Origin of the sequence: Mesorhizobium sp. B2-4-17, from assembly GCF_006441275.1 — a bacterium.
GTDB lineage: Bacteria > Pseudomonadota > Alphaproteobacteria > Rhizobiales > Rhizobiaceae > Mesorhizobium.
In genome coordinates this window covers 120,549-136,847 of the sequence record NZ_VFUX01000003.1, presented here as the reverse complement: position 1 = coordinate 136,847, position 16,299 = coordinate 120,549, and the positions used below count along the sequence as shown (strand labels likewise).

Sequence of the window (16,299 nt, the reverse complement as noted above, 5' to 3'; positions counted from 1 at the left end):
CGAGGTCAGGCTGCCTTTTCCTTGGCTTTGCGCGGCAGGTGGGCGACGATGTTCTCGATGATGCGCATGCCGGCATTGTGGCCGAGCGTCATGATCGATTCCGGGTGGAACTGCACCGCGGCGATCGGCTCCTTGCGGTGCTCGAAGGCCATGATGACGCCATCCTCCGTTTCGGCCGTGACCATGAAGTCATCGGGCAGGCGCACCGGATCGGCGAAGATCGAGTGATAGCGGCCGACGGTGACTTCCTTGGGCAGGCCGGAGAAGATGATGCCCGGCTTGGAGACGCGGATGCGCGACGGCTTGCCGTGCATGGGAATATGCAACTGCCGCAGTTCGCCGCCATAGGCTTCGGCCAACGCCTGCAGGCCAAGGCAGACGCCGAAGATCGGCAGGTCGCGGGCTCTGGCCTTCTTGATGGTCGCGGCGCAATCGAAGTCCTTCGGCGTGCCGGGACCGGGCGACAGCACCACAAGGTCGGGCTTCAGCCGCTCGAACACTTCCTCCGGCACCGGCGAGCGGACGGTCGAGACGTTGGCGCCGGTCTGGCGGAAGTAGTTGGCCAGCGTGTGGACGAAGCTATCCTCGTGGTCGACGAGCAGGATGTTGACGCCGTCGCCGACGCGCGCGGTGGTGCGCTCGGTGCTGGTCGAATTGCCCGATTTGGCGTCGCGGATGGCGGAGAGCATGGCGGATGCCTTCAGTTCGGTTTCGGCTTCTTCTTCCTCGGGAATGCTGTCGAAAAGCAGCGTGGCGCCGGCACGCACCTCGGCGATGCCGTCCTTGATGCGGATGGTGCGCAGCGTGAGCCCCGTGTTCATGTCGCCGTTGAAGTTGACCATGCCGATCGCACCGCCATACCAGGCGCGCGGGCTCTTCTCGTTCTGCTCAATGAAGCGCATGGCCCACAATTTCGGCGCGCCGGTGACAGTGACCGCCCAGGCGTGCGAGAGAAACGCGTCAAAGGCGTCCATGCCTTCGCGCAGGCGCCCTTCGATATGATCCACGGTATGGATCAGGCGCGAATACATCTCGATCTGGCGCCGGCCGATGACGCGCACCGAGCCTGGGTCGCAGACGCGCGACTTGTCGTTGCGGTCGACATCCGAGCACATTGTCAGCTCGGATTCGTCCTTCTTGGAATTGAGCAGCTTGATGATCTGCTCGGAGTCCGAGATGGCGTCGTCGCCGCGCTTGATGGTGCCGGAGATCGGGCAGGTCTCGACGCGGCGGCCGTTGACGCGCACGAACATCTCCGGCGAGGCGCCGATCAGATATTCGCCTTCGCCCAGATTGATGAAGAAGGAATAGGGCGAGGGGTTGATCGACTTCAGCTTGCGCGAAATCTCGGACGGCTGCGTCTCACAGCGCTCGTAGAACATCTGGCCGGGCACCACCTCGAACAGGTCGCCGCGCTTGAAGCTCTCCATCGCGCGGCGGACCAGATTGGCGTATTCGCCCGGCTCATGATCGCCACGCGGCGGGATGCGGTCGGCGGTCTTGAACGGCTCGGCCACCGCATCGCGCGGCAGGCCTTCGGTCGAAAAGCCTTCGCCCGAATAATCGTAGCGGTCGGTCCAGGCCTTGGCCGAATAATGGTCGACGACCAGGATCTCGTCAGGCAGGAACAGCACCAGGTCGCGCTGGCTTTCCTTGCGGACGAGGGTGTGGTCGACCGGGTCGAACTGAAAGGCGAGGTCGTAGCCGAAGGCACCGTAGAGGCCGAGATTGGCGTCCTCGGCGGTCTTGAACAAGGCCGTGATGGCGCGCAGCACGGTGAAGACGGAGGGAACGCGGCTGCGCTCTTCCTCGGTGAAGACACGGCCGGGCTTGGCAACGTCGAGGCGGATCAGCCTTTTCGAAGTCTCGGCAATCGTGACCTCGGAGAGAGCGCCGAGCGTCTTGCCGATGACCGGCAGCAGCGCCTCGCCACGGCTGTTCAGCGCCTCGATGCGCATGGCGCGGCCGCGGGCGGAGATCACCAAAGGCGGATCGATAATGGCGGTGTCCCAGCGCGTGTAGCGGCCGGGATATTCGTAATTGGAGGAGAACACCGCGCCGCGGCGCGCATTCAGCCCGTCGACATAGGCGTCGATCGCACCTTCATAAGGTCGGTCGTGGCGTTCGCGGGTAATGGTGACGCCACCCGCGGTTACGAAGCGTTCAGCGCCGTTTTCCAGAACCTGCATCGTCATTGCCGTCTCCATCAGCTACTTGGGGCAACGGACCCGGGAATGGCTTTAAAAAACAAATGGCCGCCCGGACATTCCGTTGCGGCCACCCTCTCTTTTCACGCGCACGCGTTCGAACAGGCCGCTGTCAGCAGGCCCACCACCAAATGGTCTTGGTCGAACGCATCTTCATGGGATTCCCATAGCGGCGATTGAGTGGCCACGCAACTGGATTCGGTGCGAAGGCGCCCGGCCTTAATCCTCCAGAGTGCCCGACCTTGCGTCGGCGCTCTTTCTGTCGCCGACCAATTTCAGCAGATCCTCGCCAGCGCGGATGATGCGGCGCGAGCGGCGGGTCAGGATGATGCCGTCCTGCGGCGCGAAGACTTCCGTGCGGCCATCGGCTTCGCCCGGCGCATGGATGATGGTGGCGAGACGTGCTCCCCTAGCCACGCGGTCGCCGGGCTTGACGTCGTAGAGGACGGCACCGGAGCGGGGCGCCGGCATCATGTCGATGTTTTCAAGCGGAGCGACGGCACCTTTGAAGGAAGCTGGAGCGGGCAGGGCCTTGTCGGCGACCACGCCGCGCGCGACGAGCAGGCGGTAGAGCCCTTCGGCGTCGGCTGCGGCGAGCGCGCCATCGACATCGAGGATGCCGCGATATTCGACCGTGGTGGCGACGCGGCGGTCGAATTTCGCCACGCCGGCGGGCGCGTTCTGGTAAGGCATGATGGAGGCGCCCTCGAAGGTGCCGTCAGTGTCCTCGCTCCACAGCACCACCGCGTCGACGCCCATGGCGGCGGCGCAATCGGCCATGGCTGGCCATAGGCTGGTGTGGATGTAGAGATAGGCAAGACCCTCGTCGTCGCAATGCAGGTCGAGCACGATGTCGTGGCCGAGCGATAGCTGCACCAGGCGTGACTTCAGCCGCTGGTCGGCGCCGCCAAGGATGGTGTTGGGCAAGAGGGCGGCATCCGGTGCCGGGAGCAGCGGAAAGCCGCGGTTGAAGTTGGTGCGGGTGCCCAGGTGAAAGCGGCCCTGGTGCTCGCCGAAATGATATTGCGCGCGGCCGATCGGGTTGGCCCAGGGGACGATGGTAATGTTGCCCCTGATGCGGCCTTCGGCCTCGGCCTTGTTCAGCGCCGGCATCAAGGCGTCGATGGCGACGACGCCCGGCAGTTCGCCGGCATGGAGGGCTGCCTGCAGATAGGCCGAAGGTGCGGCCCTGTCGGATCCGGCGAAGCGGAACACCGGGAATTCGTAGGAAACGCCCTCGCTGTCGCCGGCGATGCGTTCGATCGATCTCTGCATGACGTCCTCCATCAGAGTGAGAAGACATGCCCATTGAAGGTGCCGATGTCGATTGGTCCAGCCCGCCGCGCTATGGGCGCAAGTGGTTATTCGGCGGCAGGCTGAAGGGCGGCGACCGGCGCGCGCCGGTCCAGTGCCTGCGAAAGCACCGCCACGGCGACCGCCAGCAGAGCGAGCACCGCGCCGACCAGCGGCAGATTGGCATAGGACACGCCGGCGGAAAGAGCCACGCCGCCGATCCAGGCGCCGCCGGCATTGCCGACATTGAAGGCGCCCTGGTTCAGGGTGGCGGCAAGGTTTGGTCCCTCTGATGCCGCCTCGACGACGCGGATCTGCAGCGGCGGCACCACGACGAAGATGAGCAGGCCCCACAGGAAGACAATGCCGATGGCAACAGAGGCGATCGCGCCGAACTGCATGAAGCAGACGAAGAGCAGCGCCATTAAAAGCAGCGTGCCGATCACGGTCGGCATCAGCTTCCAGTCGGCCAGCCTGCCGCCGATGATGTTGCCGATGGTCATTCCGGCGCCGAACAGCAGCAGTACCCAGGTGACCGCCGAGGTCGACAGGCCCGACACATCGGTGAGGTAGGGTTTGATATAGGTGAAGACGGCAAAAAGGCTGGCCGAGGTCAACGCCGCGATCAGCATCGCCAGCCACACCTGCAGCTTGCCCAGCACACGGACTTCAGCGCGCAGGCCGCCGCCGCTCGGTTCAGTGACGTCTGACGGCACCAGCAAGGCGATGGCAGCGACCGAGATCAGGCCGATGCCGACCACGGCCAGGAAGGTGGCGCGCCAGCCGAAGGCCTCGCCCAGCGCCGTGCCGGCCGGAACGCCGAGGATGTTGGCCAGCGTCAGCCCCGCAAACATCAGCGCAATGGCGCTGGCTCGCTTGTTGCGCGGCACCAGGCTTGCGGCGACGACAGAGCCGATGCCGAAGAAGGCGCCGTGGCCGAAGGCGGTGAAGACGCGTGCCGCCATCAGCAGCCAGTAATTGGGCGCTATGGCGCAGAACAGATTGCCGAGGACGAACAAAGCGGCCAGCCCGACCAGCACCGGCTTGCGCGGCAGATGCGCGGTGGCCATCGCCACGATGGGCGCGCCGAAGACGACGCCCAGCGCATAGCCGGTGACCAGCAGTCCGGCGGCCGGGATCGTCACGCCAAGGTCGGCGGCGACCTCCGGCAGCAGGCCCATGATGACGAATTCGGTGGTGCCGATGCAGAAGGATGCAATGGCAAGCGCAAGGATCGGCAACGGCATGTGGCGTCCAGTCTGAATCGGTTCAATTTGCAGACTGCGCGAAGATCCCTACCGGGCACAACGGTTATTGCCGCAATGCAGCAATGCAGAAAACAGAGAGCAGAAGAGAACGAGGCGCCGAAGCGCCTGGTCCTGGGCGCATTCGGCAAGCAGGCTTCCCGACATCACAGGGGACAAGTTCACCCCAGCGGCTTCAATTCCTGGGCAATCGTGGGCAGCAGTTCCGAGACATTGGGATGGATGTGCACCGCGCGCGCCAGCGTGTCGACGGGCGCTTTGGCGTACATCAGGTCGAGCACGCAATGCACCGCTTCGTCGCCGCCGGGGCCAAGCACCGAACAGCCGAGAATCTGCCTGGTGTCAGCATCGACCAGGATCTTCATGAACCCTTGCGTCTCGCCCTTTTCGACGGCGCGGCCGACGCGGGTCATCGGCCGCTGGCCGACCAGCGCGCGGCGTCCGGATTTCTTCACGGCTGCTTCGGTCATGCCGCAGCGGCCGAGCGGCGGGTCGATGTAGAGCGCATAGGCCTCGATGCGGTCGCTGACCTTACGTGGGTCGTTGTCCAATAGGTTGGCGGCGACGATCTCATAGTCGTTGTAGGAGGTGTGGGTGAAGGCGCCCTTGCCGTTGCAGTCGCCCATCGCCCAGATGCCGGGCACGCTGGTGCGCAACTGGTCGTCGACGATGACGAAGCCACGTGTGTCGACCGCGACGCCGGCTTTGTCCAAGCCGAGATCGTCGGTGTTGGGCACGCGTCCGATCGCCAGCAGCACATGCGAGCCGACAGCAGGTGGCTTGCCGGCCGAGAAGGTCACGGCGATATCCTTGCCTTGCTTGGCAAAGGCGATTTCGTCGGCGCCGAGATGAACCTCGATCTCCTCGTTTTCGAGGATCGACAGGATGGCGGCCGAGACGTCCTCGTCCTCGCGGCCGGTCAACCGGGAGGCCTTTTCGATCACCGTCACTTCGGAGCCAAAGCGGCGGAACATCTGCGCGAATTCGAGCGAGATGTAGCTGCCGCCGACGACGATGAGATGGCGCGGCAGCACATCGAGGTCCATCATCGACGAATTGGTCAGATAGTCGATGTCATGGACACCGGGCAGGTCGGGCACCGCGGCGCGGCCGCCGGTGTTGAGGAAGATCTTTTCGGCGGTCAGAAGGTCGTCGCCGACGCGCACCGTGTTGGCGGATTCGAAACGCGCATGGCCACGATAGAGCGTACAGCCCTTCATGCCGGCGATCCACGTCTCCAGATTGGTGCGGGCGTCGATCGTCACCTTGTCCTTGCGCGCCTTGATTCTGGCATAATCGACCGCGACGGGGCCGGAGAGCGTCACGCCGTAATCGGCGGCGCGGCGGGCGAGATGCGCGGCATAGGCGCTGGCCACCATGGTCTTGGTCGGCATGCAGCCGGTGTTCACGCAGGTGCCGCCGATCAGCTTGCGCTCGATGAGCGCGACGCTCATGCCCGCCGCGTTCAGCCGGCCGGCTAGCGAAGGGCCTGCCTGTCCTGCGCCGATGACAATGGCGTCGAAGGTTTTCGTCGTCATGCCACCGCCGCCACGATCAGCAGGCCGCCGATGATCGCCACCGCGTCCTCGATGAAGGCGGCGGGCGGATCCTTGCCGAAGGCGGCGACCAGCCGGCCACGCGCCTCGGCACCGCCCAGCGTACCGATGACCGCGCCAATGACGCCGGCGAACAGGCAGACGATGGTGGCGCCGCCGGTCGCGCCGATCACCGCGCCGCTGAAGGCGCCAAGCAAAATACGGGCGCCGAATTGCTGCGGCACCTTGCGGCTCGGCGTCGACGGCAACTGGTCGGTGATGAGCTCGACAATGGCCAGGATGGTGAAGATGCCGACGGCGGCCCAATGGCTCATGAAGCTGGCCCACGTGCCGGCGACCGGCAGCCAGCCGAGATACGCGCCCCAAGCAACAGTGGCCGGCGCGGTCATGGCGCGAAGACCGGCAATGACGCCGATCAGAAGTGCAAGTATGTACAGCATGATTCCCCCTCAAATGCCGGACAGGCTGTCCGGCAAAGACACGCCACCATAGCCGGGTATTTGACCAGCTGCGATATAGACCTTGGTGTTTTCCCGTCGGAACCGACTGTGCTTTGGCTGCAATTCGAAGAGGAGATATCGCCATGTCCGAAAGTGAGCGCGGCAAGATGGCCGATGGCGAATGGTACACCTGCCTGGATGGCGAACTGGAGAGTCTGCGCGTCACGGCGCGTGACGCATTGTTCGAGCACAATTCGCTGCCGCCGCGACTGCGCGGCAATCTCGGGCCGGGCTTGATGGCACTGCTCGGCGGCGTGGGCGAGGGTGCCCGCGTCGAGGCGCCGTTCCACTGCGCCTACGGCTTCAACATCTTCCTCGGCAATGGCGTCTTCCTCAATGCCGGCTGCACTATCCTCGACACGGCAAGCGTGCGCATCGGCAAGGGAACGCTGCTTGGCCCCAATGTGCAGATCTATTGCGCCGAGCATCACAGGCACGCGGCCGGGCGGCGAGCCGGGCTGGAGATCGCCAGGCCGGTCGAGATCGGCGCCGAGCCTGGATCGGCGGCAGCGCCGTCATCCTCGGCGGCGTCAGCATCGGCGAAGGCGCCATCGTCGGGGCGGGCGCTGTGGTGACGCGCGACGTGCCGGCCAAGCGACCGTCGTTGGCAATCCGGCGCGACCGGTCAAGCGTGGCTGAGTCTCTTCAACCGATCAGGCATGCGCTATCTGTCCGTCAGCCCGCCTTGAGAATTCCCGCCGGTATTGCGCCGGCGACGTCCTGAGCCTTGCGGCAAAGTGCTGGCGCAGCGATGTGGCGCTGCCGAAGCCGGCCTCGAAGGCCACCATGTCCATCGATTTTTCCGTGGCTTCCAGCAACCGCTGCGCCAGTTCGAGGCGCTGACCGGTCAGCCAGTCGCCGAAGCTGGTGCCGATCGATTTCTGGAAGCGGCGGGTGAAGGTACGCCGGGTCAGGCCGGCGGCCTCGGCGACGCTGTCGAGACTGTGCGCCTCGCCGAGCGTGGCGCGCACCGCGTCGAGGGCCCCGGTGAAGCGGTCGGCGTTCGCACTTTTCGCGACGGGGCGTTCGATGAACTGCGCCTGCCCGCCCTGCCGGTGCGGCGACAGCACGACGTGCCGGGCGAGCCGCAGCGCCGCCTCGGCGCCGTAACGGGCGCGCACGATATGCAGACAGCAGTCCAGGCCGGCGGCGACGCCGGCGGAGGTGACGATGTCGCCTTCATCGACATAGAGCACATCCGCATCGACTGAAATGTCGGGGTGCAGGTCCCGCAGCTGGTCCGTATAGGCCCAGTGCGTGGTTGCTTTCCGTCCCGAAAGCAGGCCGGCGGCGGCGATGGCAAAGGTGCCGAGACAGAGGCCGACAATCAGCGCCCCGCGCCGGTGCGCGCGGCCGAGCGCTTCATAGAGCGGCCTGGCCAGCGGGGCTTCCAGATCCTTCCAGCTTGGAATGATGATGATATCGGCATCGTCGAGCGCGGACAGCCCGTGCCGGACAACAATGCTCAGCCCGGCATCGGTCTGGATCAACCCGTCCTCGACCCGGCAGACGCGGAAGTCGAAGCGCGGCAGGCCGAGCCTGGTGCGGTCGGCGCCGAACACCAGGCAGGGCACGGAGAGATGGAACGGGCTGATGCCATCGAAGGCAAGCACGGCAATGATCGGGGCGGTCATGGGCATTTCCGACAGTTGAATGCGGATTGTCCCAATTCTTTCGGATGATGTCAATTGGGTCACTTTTGGCAGCTCGGCGACCTGCCTATTTTCGGTCATCGCATTCAAGCCGGAAAGGAAAACACCATGTCTGACCCTGCCACCGCAACGCCGCGCCGCGCGCTCGTCGTCATCGACGTCCAGAACGACTATGATGGTGGCAATCTCGCCATCCAGCATCCGCCATTCCCTGACAGCGTCGTCAATGTGGCGCGTGCGATGGACGCGGCGGCAGCGGCCGGTATCAAGGTGGTCGTCGTCAAGCAGATGGCGCCCGAGACGTCACCGGTCTTCGCCAAGGGCAGCCATGGCGGCGAACTGCATCCCGAAATCGCACGGCGCGGCCGTGACCACTATGTCGAGAAGATGCTGCCATCGGCCTTCACCGGCACCGACCTTGAGGAATGGCTAAGGGCCAATGTCATCGATACGATCACGGTCGTCGGCTACATGACGCACAATTGCGACCTGTCGACCATCATCCATGCCGTGCATATGGGCTTTGCGGTCGAGTTCCTGTCCGATGCGGCCGGTTCGGTGTCCTACGCCAACAGCGCCGGCTATGCCTCGGCCGAGGAGATCCACCGCGTGATCACGATCATCCTGCAGTCGCGCTTCGCGGCGGTGCTGAAGACCGCCGAATGGATCGAATGCCTGAAGACGGGCGCTTTGCCGGAGCGTGATACGATCTATGCATCGAACCAGCGGGCACTGGCGCGCAACGCCGCGTAGACGGGTCGTCCCGAATGAAAAAAGGGCGCCACCCGGCGCCCTTTTGTCCGTCGATACCACGAGGCTTAGAACAGGCCTTCGATCTGGCCAGCCTCGTTAAGGAAGATCTTTTCCGAGGACGGCGCCTTGGGCAGGCCCGGCATGGTCATGACCTCGCCGCAGATGATGACGACGAAGCCGGCACCCGCCGAAAGCCTGACCTCGCGCACCGGCACGGTGTGGCCGGTCGGCGCGCCGCGCAGGTTCGGGTCGGTCGAGAATGAATACTGGGTCTTGGCCATGCAGACCGGGAGGTTGCCGTAGCCAGCCTGTTCCCAGGCATGCAACTGGTCGCGCACCGACTTGTCGGCGATCGCTTCGGAGCCGCGATAGATGCGCTGGACGATGGTGTTGATCTTCTCGAACAGCGGCATGGCGTCGGGATAGAGCGGCGCGAACTGCGAGGCGCCGGATTCGGCCAGTGCCACCACCTTATTGGCGAGGTCCTCGATGCCGGCCGAGCCGTTGGCCCAGTGCTTGCACAGGATCGCCTCTTCGCCCATCGAGGCGACATAGTCCTTCATCGCCTGAATTTCGGCGTCGGTGTCGGAATAGAAGTGGTTGATGGCAACCACCGCCGGCACGCCGAACTGCCTGATATTCTCGATGTGGCGGCCAAGGTTGGCGCAGCCCTTCTTCACCGCCTCGATGTTTTCCTTACCAAGGTCTTCCTTCTTGACGCCACCATTCATCTTCATGGCGCGCACGGTGGCGACGATGACGGCAGCTGCCGGCTTGAGGCCCGCCTTGCGGCACTTGATGTCGAAGAATTTTTCAGCACCAAGGTCGGCGCCGAAGCCTGCTTCGGTGACGACATAGTCGGCGAGCTTCAGCGCCGTCGTGGTGGCGACGACCGAGTTGCAGCCATGCGCGATGTTGGCGAACGGGCCGCCATGGACGAAGGCGGGGTTATTTTCCAGCGTCTGCACCAGGTTGGGCTGCATGGCGTCCTTGAGCAGGACGGCCATGGCGCCGTCGGCCTTGAGGTCGCGGGCATAGACCGGCGACTTGTCGCGGCGGTAGGCGACGATGATGTCGCCGAGGCGCTTTTCCAGATCCTTCAGGTCGGTGGCAAGGCACAGGATGGCCATGACTTCCGAGGCGACGGTGATGTCGAAACCGGCTTCGCGCGGGAAACCGTTGGCGACGCCGCCGAGCGAGCAGATGATCTCGCGCAGCGCCCGGTCGTTCATGTCCATGACGCGGCGCCATACGACGCGGCGCGTGTCGATGCCGAGCTCGTTGCCCCAGTAGATGTGGTTGTCGATCAGCGCCGACAGAAGATTGTGCGCGGTGGTGATGGCGTGGAAGTCGCCGGTGAAGTGGAGGTTCATGTCCTCCATCGGCACGACCTGCGCGTAGCCGCCGCCGGCGGCACCGCCCTTGACGCCGAAATTCGGGCCGAGCGAGGCCTCGCGGATGCAGATGATGGCCTTCTTGCCGATGCGGTTCAGGCCGTCACCAAGGCCGACGGTGGTGGTCGTCTTGCCTTCGCCGGCCGGGGTCGGGTTGATGGCGGTGACCAGGATCAGCTTGCCGTCCTTGTTGCCCTTCACCGACTTGATGAATTCGGCTGATATCTTGGCCTTGTCGTGGCCGTAGGGCAGCAGATGTTCGGTCGGGATGCCGATCTTCTGGCCTATCTCCTGGATCTGCTTTTTCTTGGCGCCACGCGCGATCTCGATGTCGGACTTCACTTCGGCCATGACGGCTTTCCTCTGGATTGGACGGTGGAGGGGACGGGGTTGATGTCGCTCGCAAGAAGGCTGGAACCGGACGCGCGGGCATCTAACCCTGTCGCAGCCGTGGCGTCAACTTTCATGCAACTATGTTTCCTATGAAGAAAATTTATCCGCGGCCGGCCGACCTCTCCTCGGTTCTTTCTGGCTCCGCTTGCCGCGCCGTATAGAAGCCAGAGCAGGGGCGTCTCCGCCGTCTCAAAACAGCCGCACAATGCACGGAATGCGACAGAAGCGACGGCGCAAATTCGCCATTACCGGAGGTTGTAGCCGAACAGCGTTACTGCGTCAGCACGTTGCTGATTTCAACCATGTTGGAACGCACCCGAAGCACGTAGAAGCCCATGGTCGTCAGATGTGTCGGCAGCAGCCAGCCATCCTCCCGGCCGTTGGCGATGATGAAAGGCTGGATGCGCAGCGCCGAGACGAACTGCGCGTCCATCGTGTCCCACAGGCTCTGCAGGTGCTTTTCCTTGATGACGCCCTCGAAATCGGCCTGGGCGCCCTTCATCAGGCCATAATAGGCATAGAGCTGGCCATAGGCGAACCAGTAGCGGTCGTCGGCACGGAAGTCGAACCAGCCATTGTTGTGGTTTTCGGCGCGCTCCTTGAGGATGGCCGAGGTCGAGCCGATGTCGCTGGCGATGCGATCGATATATTGCTTCAGATTATCCGCGCGGGCATCGAAAGTCGCCTGGCAGGTGGCGAGGCGGGCGTTGAAAGAGCGCAGATTGCCCATCGCGCGCCGATACATGCTAGGCGTGGTAGCGGTCATGCCGTTGCGGCTGATATACCAGATGGACTCGTCATACTGCAGCTGGCCGCGGGCATCCTGGAGATTGGTGTCGATCTGCGAGGTGGTACGCACACGGCCGAGGTTGTCGGCAAGCTCGGTGGCTGTGCGCCGCACCGCCTGATTGATGCCGCGCTGGAACGAAGCCTTGTTGTCCATCCATGGCGTGTCGTCCCAGTCGATGCCGAACAGGCCGAGTTTGTAGAGGACCATCGACGAGACCCAGGCGTTCTGATTGACGTTGAAGTCGATCAGGTCGGCGGCAATCTGAGCGATGCCGGAGTTGCCGCAGGTCTTTGCCGTGTCGGTGCCGGCGCCGGCGGCAACCTGTTCGCCGGCGGAAACATTGCGTTTCTCGAAGCTGTAGGTGTCGGGATAGTTCGGGTTGAAATTGCGCCACCATTGGGTGGCGTAGAAGAAGTTGGCGTAGAGGCCGACAAGCACCAGCAGCGCGAGGGCGACCAAGGCCTTGAGGATCCAGCCGCGCTGCGTGTACCAGCGCCCGGCCCACATGAACGGCCACAGGATGACTCCGATGACGAGGCCGATGCCGCGGCCGATCCATTGGAAAATCCGGGTGAAAAAGTTCACGATCGGATCGAGCATGGCTGTGTCACCCCTCAGTCAGTCAGGCCGTAGAGGCGCGTGCGAAACGCCACTTTGTCCTTCAAATATGTGGTTTTCAGAACGTCGACAACATGCGATCGCCAGGCGTCGCTGAAGCCGTCATAGTCCTTGTAGAATCGGTCCTTGTTGAAGATGTAGCGCGAGACGAAGTCCGCCGGCACGAAATCCGAAATCAGCCTGTTGGTCAGCCAGGCGTCGGGATGGTCAGGCTTGGCGCGGATTACCAGGAAACGCTGCCGCGGCAGGACGTCCTCGATCTTGAGATGGCCGAGCTGGGCGATCTCGCGCTTGGCGGCGTTGAGGAAGGGGAAATTGCCGTCCCTGGTGATCAGGTCGGCATGGCTCTGGATCCAGGTCTGCAGCCAGATCTTGTCGACATCGGTAAGGTTGCGGTTCGGCTCGGCGTCACGGATCAGCGTGCGCACCACCATCTCGGCGCGGTGTTCGAGATAGCCGGACGCCTCGATCCAGGAAGCGCGGGGCAGCTCGACGCGGCCGGTGGCGGCCAGGAACTTGAACACCTTGTCGGCATCGTTGATCGAGAGATAGCTCACCTGCCATGGCCGCGAGCGGCGAAAGCCGGGGGCGGCCGGGTCGCTGATCACGGTCGTCATGTCGGGATCGACGAAGACATAGAGTCCGCCGAAATGGCTGGTCCAGTAGGCGCTATGGCGGAAGATCACCTGGTCGGGCACCAGCGCGTTCTCGCGGATGTCGCCGCAGACCTTGGCCAGGTCCACCATGCGGGTCAGCATCGCATTGTCGCGCCAGGCGTCGGGTTCCTGTTTCAGCCGGTCGACGAGCTTGCCGAGTTCGGCGGCCTTGCCCAGCACATTCTCGGCCGACAGCACCTTGAACTCGACCTGGTTGATCGACAGCAGATCCTCGATATCGTTGACCTTGGGAACGGAGTCCTCGATCTCGCCGTAGATGACGTCCTTGATGGTCAGCGCGTCGATGGCGCGCTGGTTCCTGGTCATGAACTCGAACATCAGCTGCGAGGTGTTGGAGAAGGCGGTGTGCACCACCGGCAGGTCGATCTGCGAGGGCGTCAGGATGATGAAGCGGCGATTGACCTCGTTGGGGTCGAGATAGTCATAGTCGCCGCACTCCTCGGCCACTTCCGGCGAGAAGCCGGTGCGGTCGATCTGGAAGCTCTCCAGCCTGGTGGGCTCGAGGCCGAAGGCGGCAAGCGCCTTGTTGTAGCGCTGGATGAGATGCGGCTCGTCGACTGTAAGCAGCCGGCCGTAGATCAGCTCATTGTCGCGGAGGAGGTCAGGTTTTTTGCTGATCATGTTGAAGGGTCCGAGGGGCTTTGCCTGATAAGGCGAAGCGCCAACGCTGACGCCTCCCTCTCCCCGTCCTTCACGGGGAGAGGGTAAGGGTGAGGGGCAGCGCAGACGGTCAAAGACATGTCTCCCCATAGCCCTCGGCGGCAATAAATCGAAGGTCGTGCGTGTCGATATTGCGCTCCAAGCGCTGCTCAATAGCAGCCAATAGCGTTTCGAGCACGGCTTCCCGATCTTTCAAAACATCGATGTTCCAAAAACGTAGGATAGACCAGCCATTTGAGACGATGAAGCGATCCCTCGCCTGATCGTATTTGTTGCCCGCATGCTGGCTTCCATCGACCTCCACAATCAGCTGGCATTCTCTACATGCGAAGTCAGCAAAGAAGGTTCCTATCGGAAACTGCCGCACGAATTTATGGCCGTTTAGCCTGCGGTCGCGCAATTCCGTCCAAAGTGCGCCTTCGGCATCGTTGTCCGACTGGCGCAGACGTCTTGCCCGTTTTGTTGTCGCGATTTTCGGTCCACGCATGCGCCGCCCCTCACCCTTACCCTCTCCCCGTGAAGGACGGGGAGAGGGGGCGTCAACGTCGGCCTCTCGTCCTTCGACGTTGTGATTGCAGCCTGTCCATCGATGGTTCACGGGAGAAGGAAGCTCACGCATTCCAAAGCCCCTTCTTCTTCATCTCCTCCATCTCGCGGGCCGCGCGTTCGCGCAGGCGGGTGTCGCGCAGCAGTTTTTCCACCGCGGCATCGTCGGACTTGTCGGAATAGCGGAACTCGCTGTCCGCGTAGCGGTTGATCTCCTGCATCACCATGTCCATCGAAAACGGCCCGCGCAGGTCCTCGATCATCGCCTTCTTGTCGTCGTAGCTCTTGTGCATGAAGGCTTCGGGCTTCTCGAACCAGTCGTCGGGAAGTTCGATGTCCATGGCGCGCATCTTGATGGCGTCGGTGATGTTCTTGATGGCGCGGCCGGTGAAGCGTGGCTCGGCATCCTTGATCAGGCGCAGATAGGTGCCGATATCGGCCATGGTCCTGGGCGCGCCGTTCTCCTTCATGTAGCGTTCATAGACCCGCATCAGCCCGTCCTCCCGCGGCTTCTCGTGCTGCTCATAGGCTTCCGCGACGGCGCGCTGGATTTCCTGTGCTGCGTAGAGTTTGTGGTCGCCCAGCGGAATCTTGTGGTTCTTGCCGGCGAGAAGGACAAAAATGTCGATGTAGTCGTCGCGCGTCTGCGGTCCGTCGACCAGCCAGCGGGCGCCGGCGCGCTGGCGCAGCGCGTCGTCGACATTTTCAGGATAGTTGGAAAACATGCCGAACGAGCAGTTGCCACGCACGACCGTGGACGCTCCTCCGAAGGCGTCCATCAGGACGCCGGTGATTTCCTGCTGGCCGGCCGAGGCGCGGTCGTCGGAGCGGCGCGCCGCCACCTGGTCGATGTCGTCGATAGTGCCGAAGCCGATGACGCGCGGATTGAGCACATTGTTGATGAACTGGCGGCAGTTCTGGCCCGACTTGCCTTGATAGGACGAGATCTGGTCGACACCGAAATTCTCATAGGCGAAGGGGTAGCCTGCGACCTGGCAGTAGCCGTTGACAAGGCCGGCGATCATCTGGATCAGCGTCGTCTTGCCGGTGCCGGGCGCACCGTCGCCGATGAAGGTGAAGAGGAAGCCGCCAAGCTCGACGAAAGGATTGAGTTCGCGCTCGAAATCATAGGCCATCAGCATCTTGGCCAGCTTGACCGACTGGTATTTGGCGATGTGGTTGCCGACAACCTCTTCGGGCTTCTTGAAGGTCATCACCAGCGGCTTGGAGCGCTTGCCAGGCGCAACATCGAAACCGTCGAGGGTGAAATCGTCGACGTCGATGCGGATATGGGCGTTCTCGAATGGACCAATGCCGTCGAAGCGACCCTTGCGCGCAAGCAGCCCGTCTATGGCGACGCGGGCGAAGGCACGGGCGCGAGTCATCAGGTCGGCATCGTCGGACAAGCCTGCTATCGCCTTGTCGAGGCCGGCGATGATCGACTTCACCGCATCCTGGGGTGTGTCGAAGAGAAAATCCGGCTCGGGGATGTCATTCGGCGCCTCGCCGTCGCTGTCGATCAGCTGGAACAGGTAGGAGGCGAGGCTGAAGGCCGAAATGTAGGCCGAGGCCGACAGCAGCTTCTTGAAGATGGCGGCATCGTTGCCTTCGAGGGGCGCGCGGGCATTTTTCGCCTGCAGGCTTTCGAGATCCGAGCCCTCGGCAAAAACATCCGATATCGCCAGCGCGATCGCCGTGCCACGCCGGGCGCGAAACAACAGCGTGTGTTGCAGGATGGTGAGCAACTGGTCGTCGGGATGGACGGCGCCGACGGTCTTCGACAGCTCGACCTCACGCGTGCGGCGCACCGAGCCGACCGATACCGTCGAGACGAAGCGGCGGTTGGTGCCGGCCAATGCCGTGCCGGATTCGCGCGAGGGATCCTCCAGCACGACTATGCGGGTGATGAAGCTTTGCGCGATGGCGCGGTGCTTCTCGATCGCCGCTTCCGGGATGGTGGTCAGGCCGGTGTCCATGAAGGATGCTCCGTGGTGT

12 protein-coding genes and 1 pseudogene are annotated in these 16,299 nt (G+C 63.5%); 2 read left to right on the top strand and 11 right to left on the bottom strand.

All coding sequences use genetic code 11. From position 1 onward, the window contains the following. Nucleotides 1–5: 5 nt before the first annotated feature. The 5 genes from FJ548_RS04175 to FJ548_RS04155 all read right to left on the bottom strand — a co-directional run bounded on the left by FJ548_RS04175 (nt 6) and on the right by FJ548_RS04155 (nt 6,761). Complete coding sequence (locus tag FJ548_RS04175; protein ID WP_140610769.1) at nt 6–2,195, bottom strand: anthranilate synthase; 2,190 nt, start codon at nt 2,193–2,195, stop codon at nt 6–8. Between the two features lie 231 nt (nt 2,196–2,426). Next, nucleotides 2,427–3,482 (bottom strand): succinylglutamate desuccinylase/aspartoacylase family protein, encoded by a 1,056-nt coding sequence (locus FJ548_RS04170; protein WP_140610768.1) that lies wholly within the window; start codon nt 3,480–3,482, stop codon nt 2,427–2,429. 86 nt (nt 3,483–3,568) lie between these two features. Further along, nucleotides 3,569–4,747 (bottom strand): MFS transporter, encoded by a 1,179-nt coding sequence (locus FJ548_RS04165; RefSeq protein WP_140610767.1) that lies wholly within the window; start codon nt 4,745–4,747, stop codon nt 3,569–3,571. A 179-nt stretch (nt 4,748–4,926) separates the two neighbouring features. Beyond that, a complete protein-coding gene (locus FJ548_RS04160) occupies nt 4,927–6,303 on the bottom strand; it encodes an FAD-containing oxidoreductase (RefSeq protein ID WP_140776940.1) in 1,377 nt (458 codons plus the stop codon). Continuing rightward, nucleotides 6,300–6,761 carry a DUF4126 domain-containing protein gene (locus tag FJ548_RS04155; protein ID WP_140610765.1) on the bottom strand — a complete coding sequence of 154 codons (462 nt, stop codon included), beginning with the start codon at nt 6,759–6,761 and terminating at the stop codon, nt 6,300–6,302. The genes FJ548_RS04160 and FJ548_RS04155 overlap by 4 nt, the downstream gene beginning before the upstream one ends. A 143-nt stretch (nt 6,762–6,904) precedes the next feature. On the opposite strand from FJ548_RS04155, the pseudogene FJ548_RS04150 reads away from it, so the two are divergent. Next, nucleotides 6,905–7,460, top strand: a pseudogene (locus FJ548_RS04150) (sugar O-acetyltransferase). A gap of 14 nt (nt 7,461–7,474) precedes the next feature. Here FJ548_RS04150 and FJ548_RS04145 read toward each other — a convergent pair. Continuing rightward, nucleotides 7,475–8,455: a helix-turn-helix domain-containing protein gene (locus FJ548_RS04145; protein WP_140776938.1), complete on the bottom strand. Its 981-nt coding sequence runs from the start codon at nt 8,453–8,455 to the stop codon at nt 7,475–7,477. Nucleotides 8,456–8,581: 126 nt separating this feature from the next. On the opposite strand from FJ548_RS04145, the gene FJ548_RS04140 reads away from it, so the two are divergent. Continuing rightward, on the top strand, nt 8,582–9,226 hold the full coding sequence (locus tag FJ548_RS04140; RefSeq protein ID WP_140690082.1) for a cysteine hydrolase family protein: 645 nt from the start codon (nt 8,582–8,584) through the stop codon (nt 9,224–9,226). Nucleotides 9,227–9,291: 65 nt separating this feature from the next. On the opposite strand, the gene FJ548_RS04135 is transcribed toward FJ548_RS04140, so the two are convergent. From FJ548_RS04135 to FJ548_RS04115, 5 genes are all read right to left on the bottom strand, one after another. Continuing rightward, complete coding sequence (locus FJ548_RS04135; RefSeq protein ID WP_140692086.1) at nt 9,292–10,971, bottom strand: formate--tetrahydrofolate ligase; 1,680 nt, start codon at nt 10,969–10,971, stop codon at nt 9,292–9,294. A 313-nt stretch (nt 10,972–11,284) separates the two neighbouring features. Beyond that, entirely contained in the window at nt 11,285–12,403 is a 1,119-nt protein-coding gene (locus FJ548_RS04130) for a DUF2333 family protein (protein WP_140610761.1), read from the bottom strand. 14 nt (nt 12,404–12,417) lie between these two features. Continuing rightward, nucleotides 12,418–13,719 (bottom strand): DUF6638 family protein, encoded by a 1,302-nt coding sequence (locus FJ548_RS04125; RefSeq protein WP_140776936.1) that lies wholly within the window; start codon nt 13,717–13,719, stop codon nt 12,418–12,420. 109 nt (nt 13,720–13,828) lie between these two features. After that, complete coding sequence (locus FJ548_RS04120; RefSeq protein WP_140610759.1) at nt 13,829–14,245, bottom strand: DUF559 domain-containing protein; 417 nt, start codon at nt 14,243–14,245, stop codon at nt 13,829–13,831. Nucleotides 14,246–14,369: 124 nt separating this feature from the next. Next, nucleotides 14,370–16,280, bottom strand: coding sequence for an ATP-binding protein (locus tag FJ548_RS04115; RefSeq protein WP_140776934.1), 1,911 nt, complete (start codon nt 16,278–16,280; stop codon nt 14,370–14,372). Between the last annotated feature and the right edge of the window lie 19 nt (nt 16,281–16,299).

Bases quoted from the DNA above. Each gene is read 5' to 3' on its own strand.
- FJ548_RS04175 (WP_140610769.1), bottom strand. From the start codon at position 2,195: ATGACGATGCAGGTTCTGGAAAACGGCGCTGAACGCTTCGTAACCGCG.
- FJ548_RS04170 (WP_140610768.1), bottom strand. From the start codon at position 3,482: ATGCAGAGATCGATCGAACGCATCGCCGGCGACAGCGAGGGCGTTTCC.
- FJ548_RS04165 (WP_140610767.1), bottom strand. From the start codon at position 4,747: ATGCCGTTGCCGATCCTTGCGCTTGCCATTGCATCCTTCTGCATCGGC.
- FJ548_RS04160 (WP_140776940.1), bottom strand. From the start codon at position 6,303: ATGACGACGAAAACCTTCGACGCCATTGTCATCGGCGCAGGACAGGCA.
- FJ548_RS04155 (WP_140610765.1), bottom strand. From the start codon at position 6,761: ATGCTGTACATACTTGCACTTCTGATCGGCGTCATTGCCGGTCTTCGC.
- FJ548_RS04145 (WP_140776938.1), bottom strand. From the start codon at position 8,455: ATGACCGCCCCGATCATTGCCGTGCTTGCCTTCGATGGCATCAGCCCG.
- FJ548_RS04140 (WP_140690082.1), top strand. From the start codon at position 8,582: ATGTCTGACCCTGCCACCGCAACGCCGCGCCGCGCGCTCGTCGTCATC.
- FJ548_RS04135 (WP_140692086.1), bottom strand. From the start codon at position 10,971: ATGGCCGAAGTGAAGTCCGACATCGAGATCGCGCGTGGCGCCAAGAAA.
- FJ548_RS04130 (WP_140610761.1), bottom strand. From the start codon at position 12,403: ATGCTCGATCCGATCGTGAACTTTTTCACCCGGATTTTCCAATGGATC.
- FJ548_RS04125 (WP_140776936.1), bottom strand. From the start codon at position 13,719: ATGATCAGCAAAAAACCTGACCTCCTCCGCGACAATGAGCTGATCTAC.
- FJ548_RS04120 (WP_140610759.1), bottom strand. From the start codon at position 14,245: ATGCGTGGACCGAAAATCGCGACAACAAAACGGGCAAGACGTCTGCGC.
- FJ548_RS04115 (WP_140776934.1), bottom strand. From the start codon at position 16,280: ATGGACACCGGCCTGACCACCATCCCGGAAGCGGCGATCGAGAAGCAC.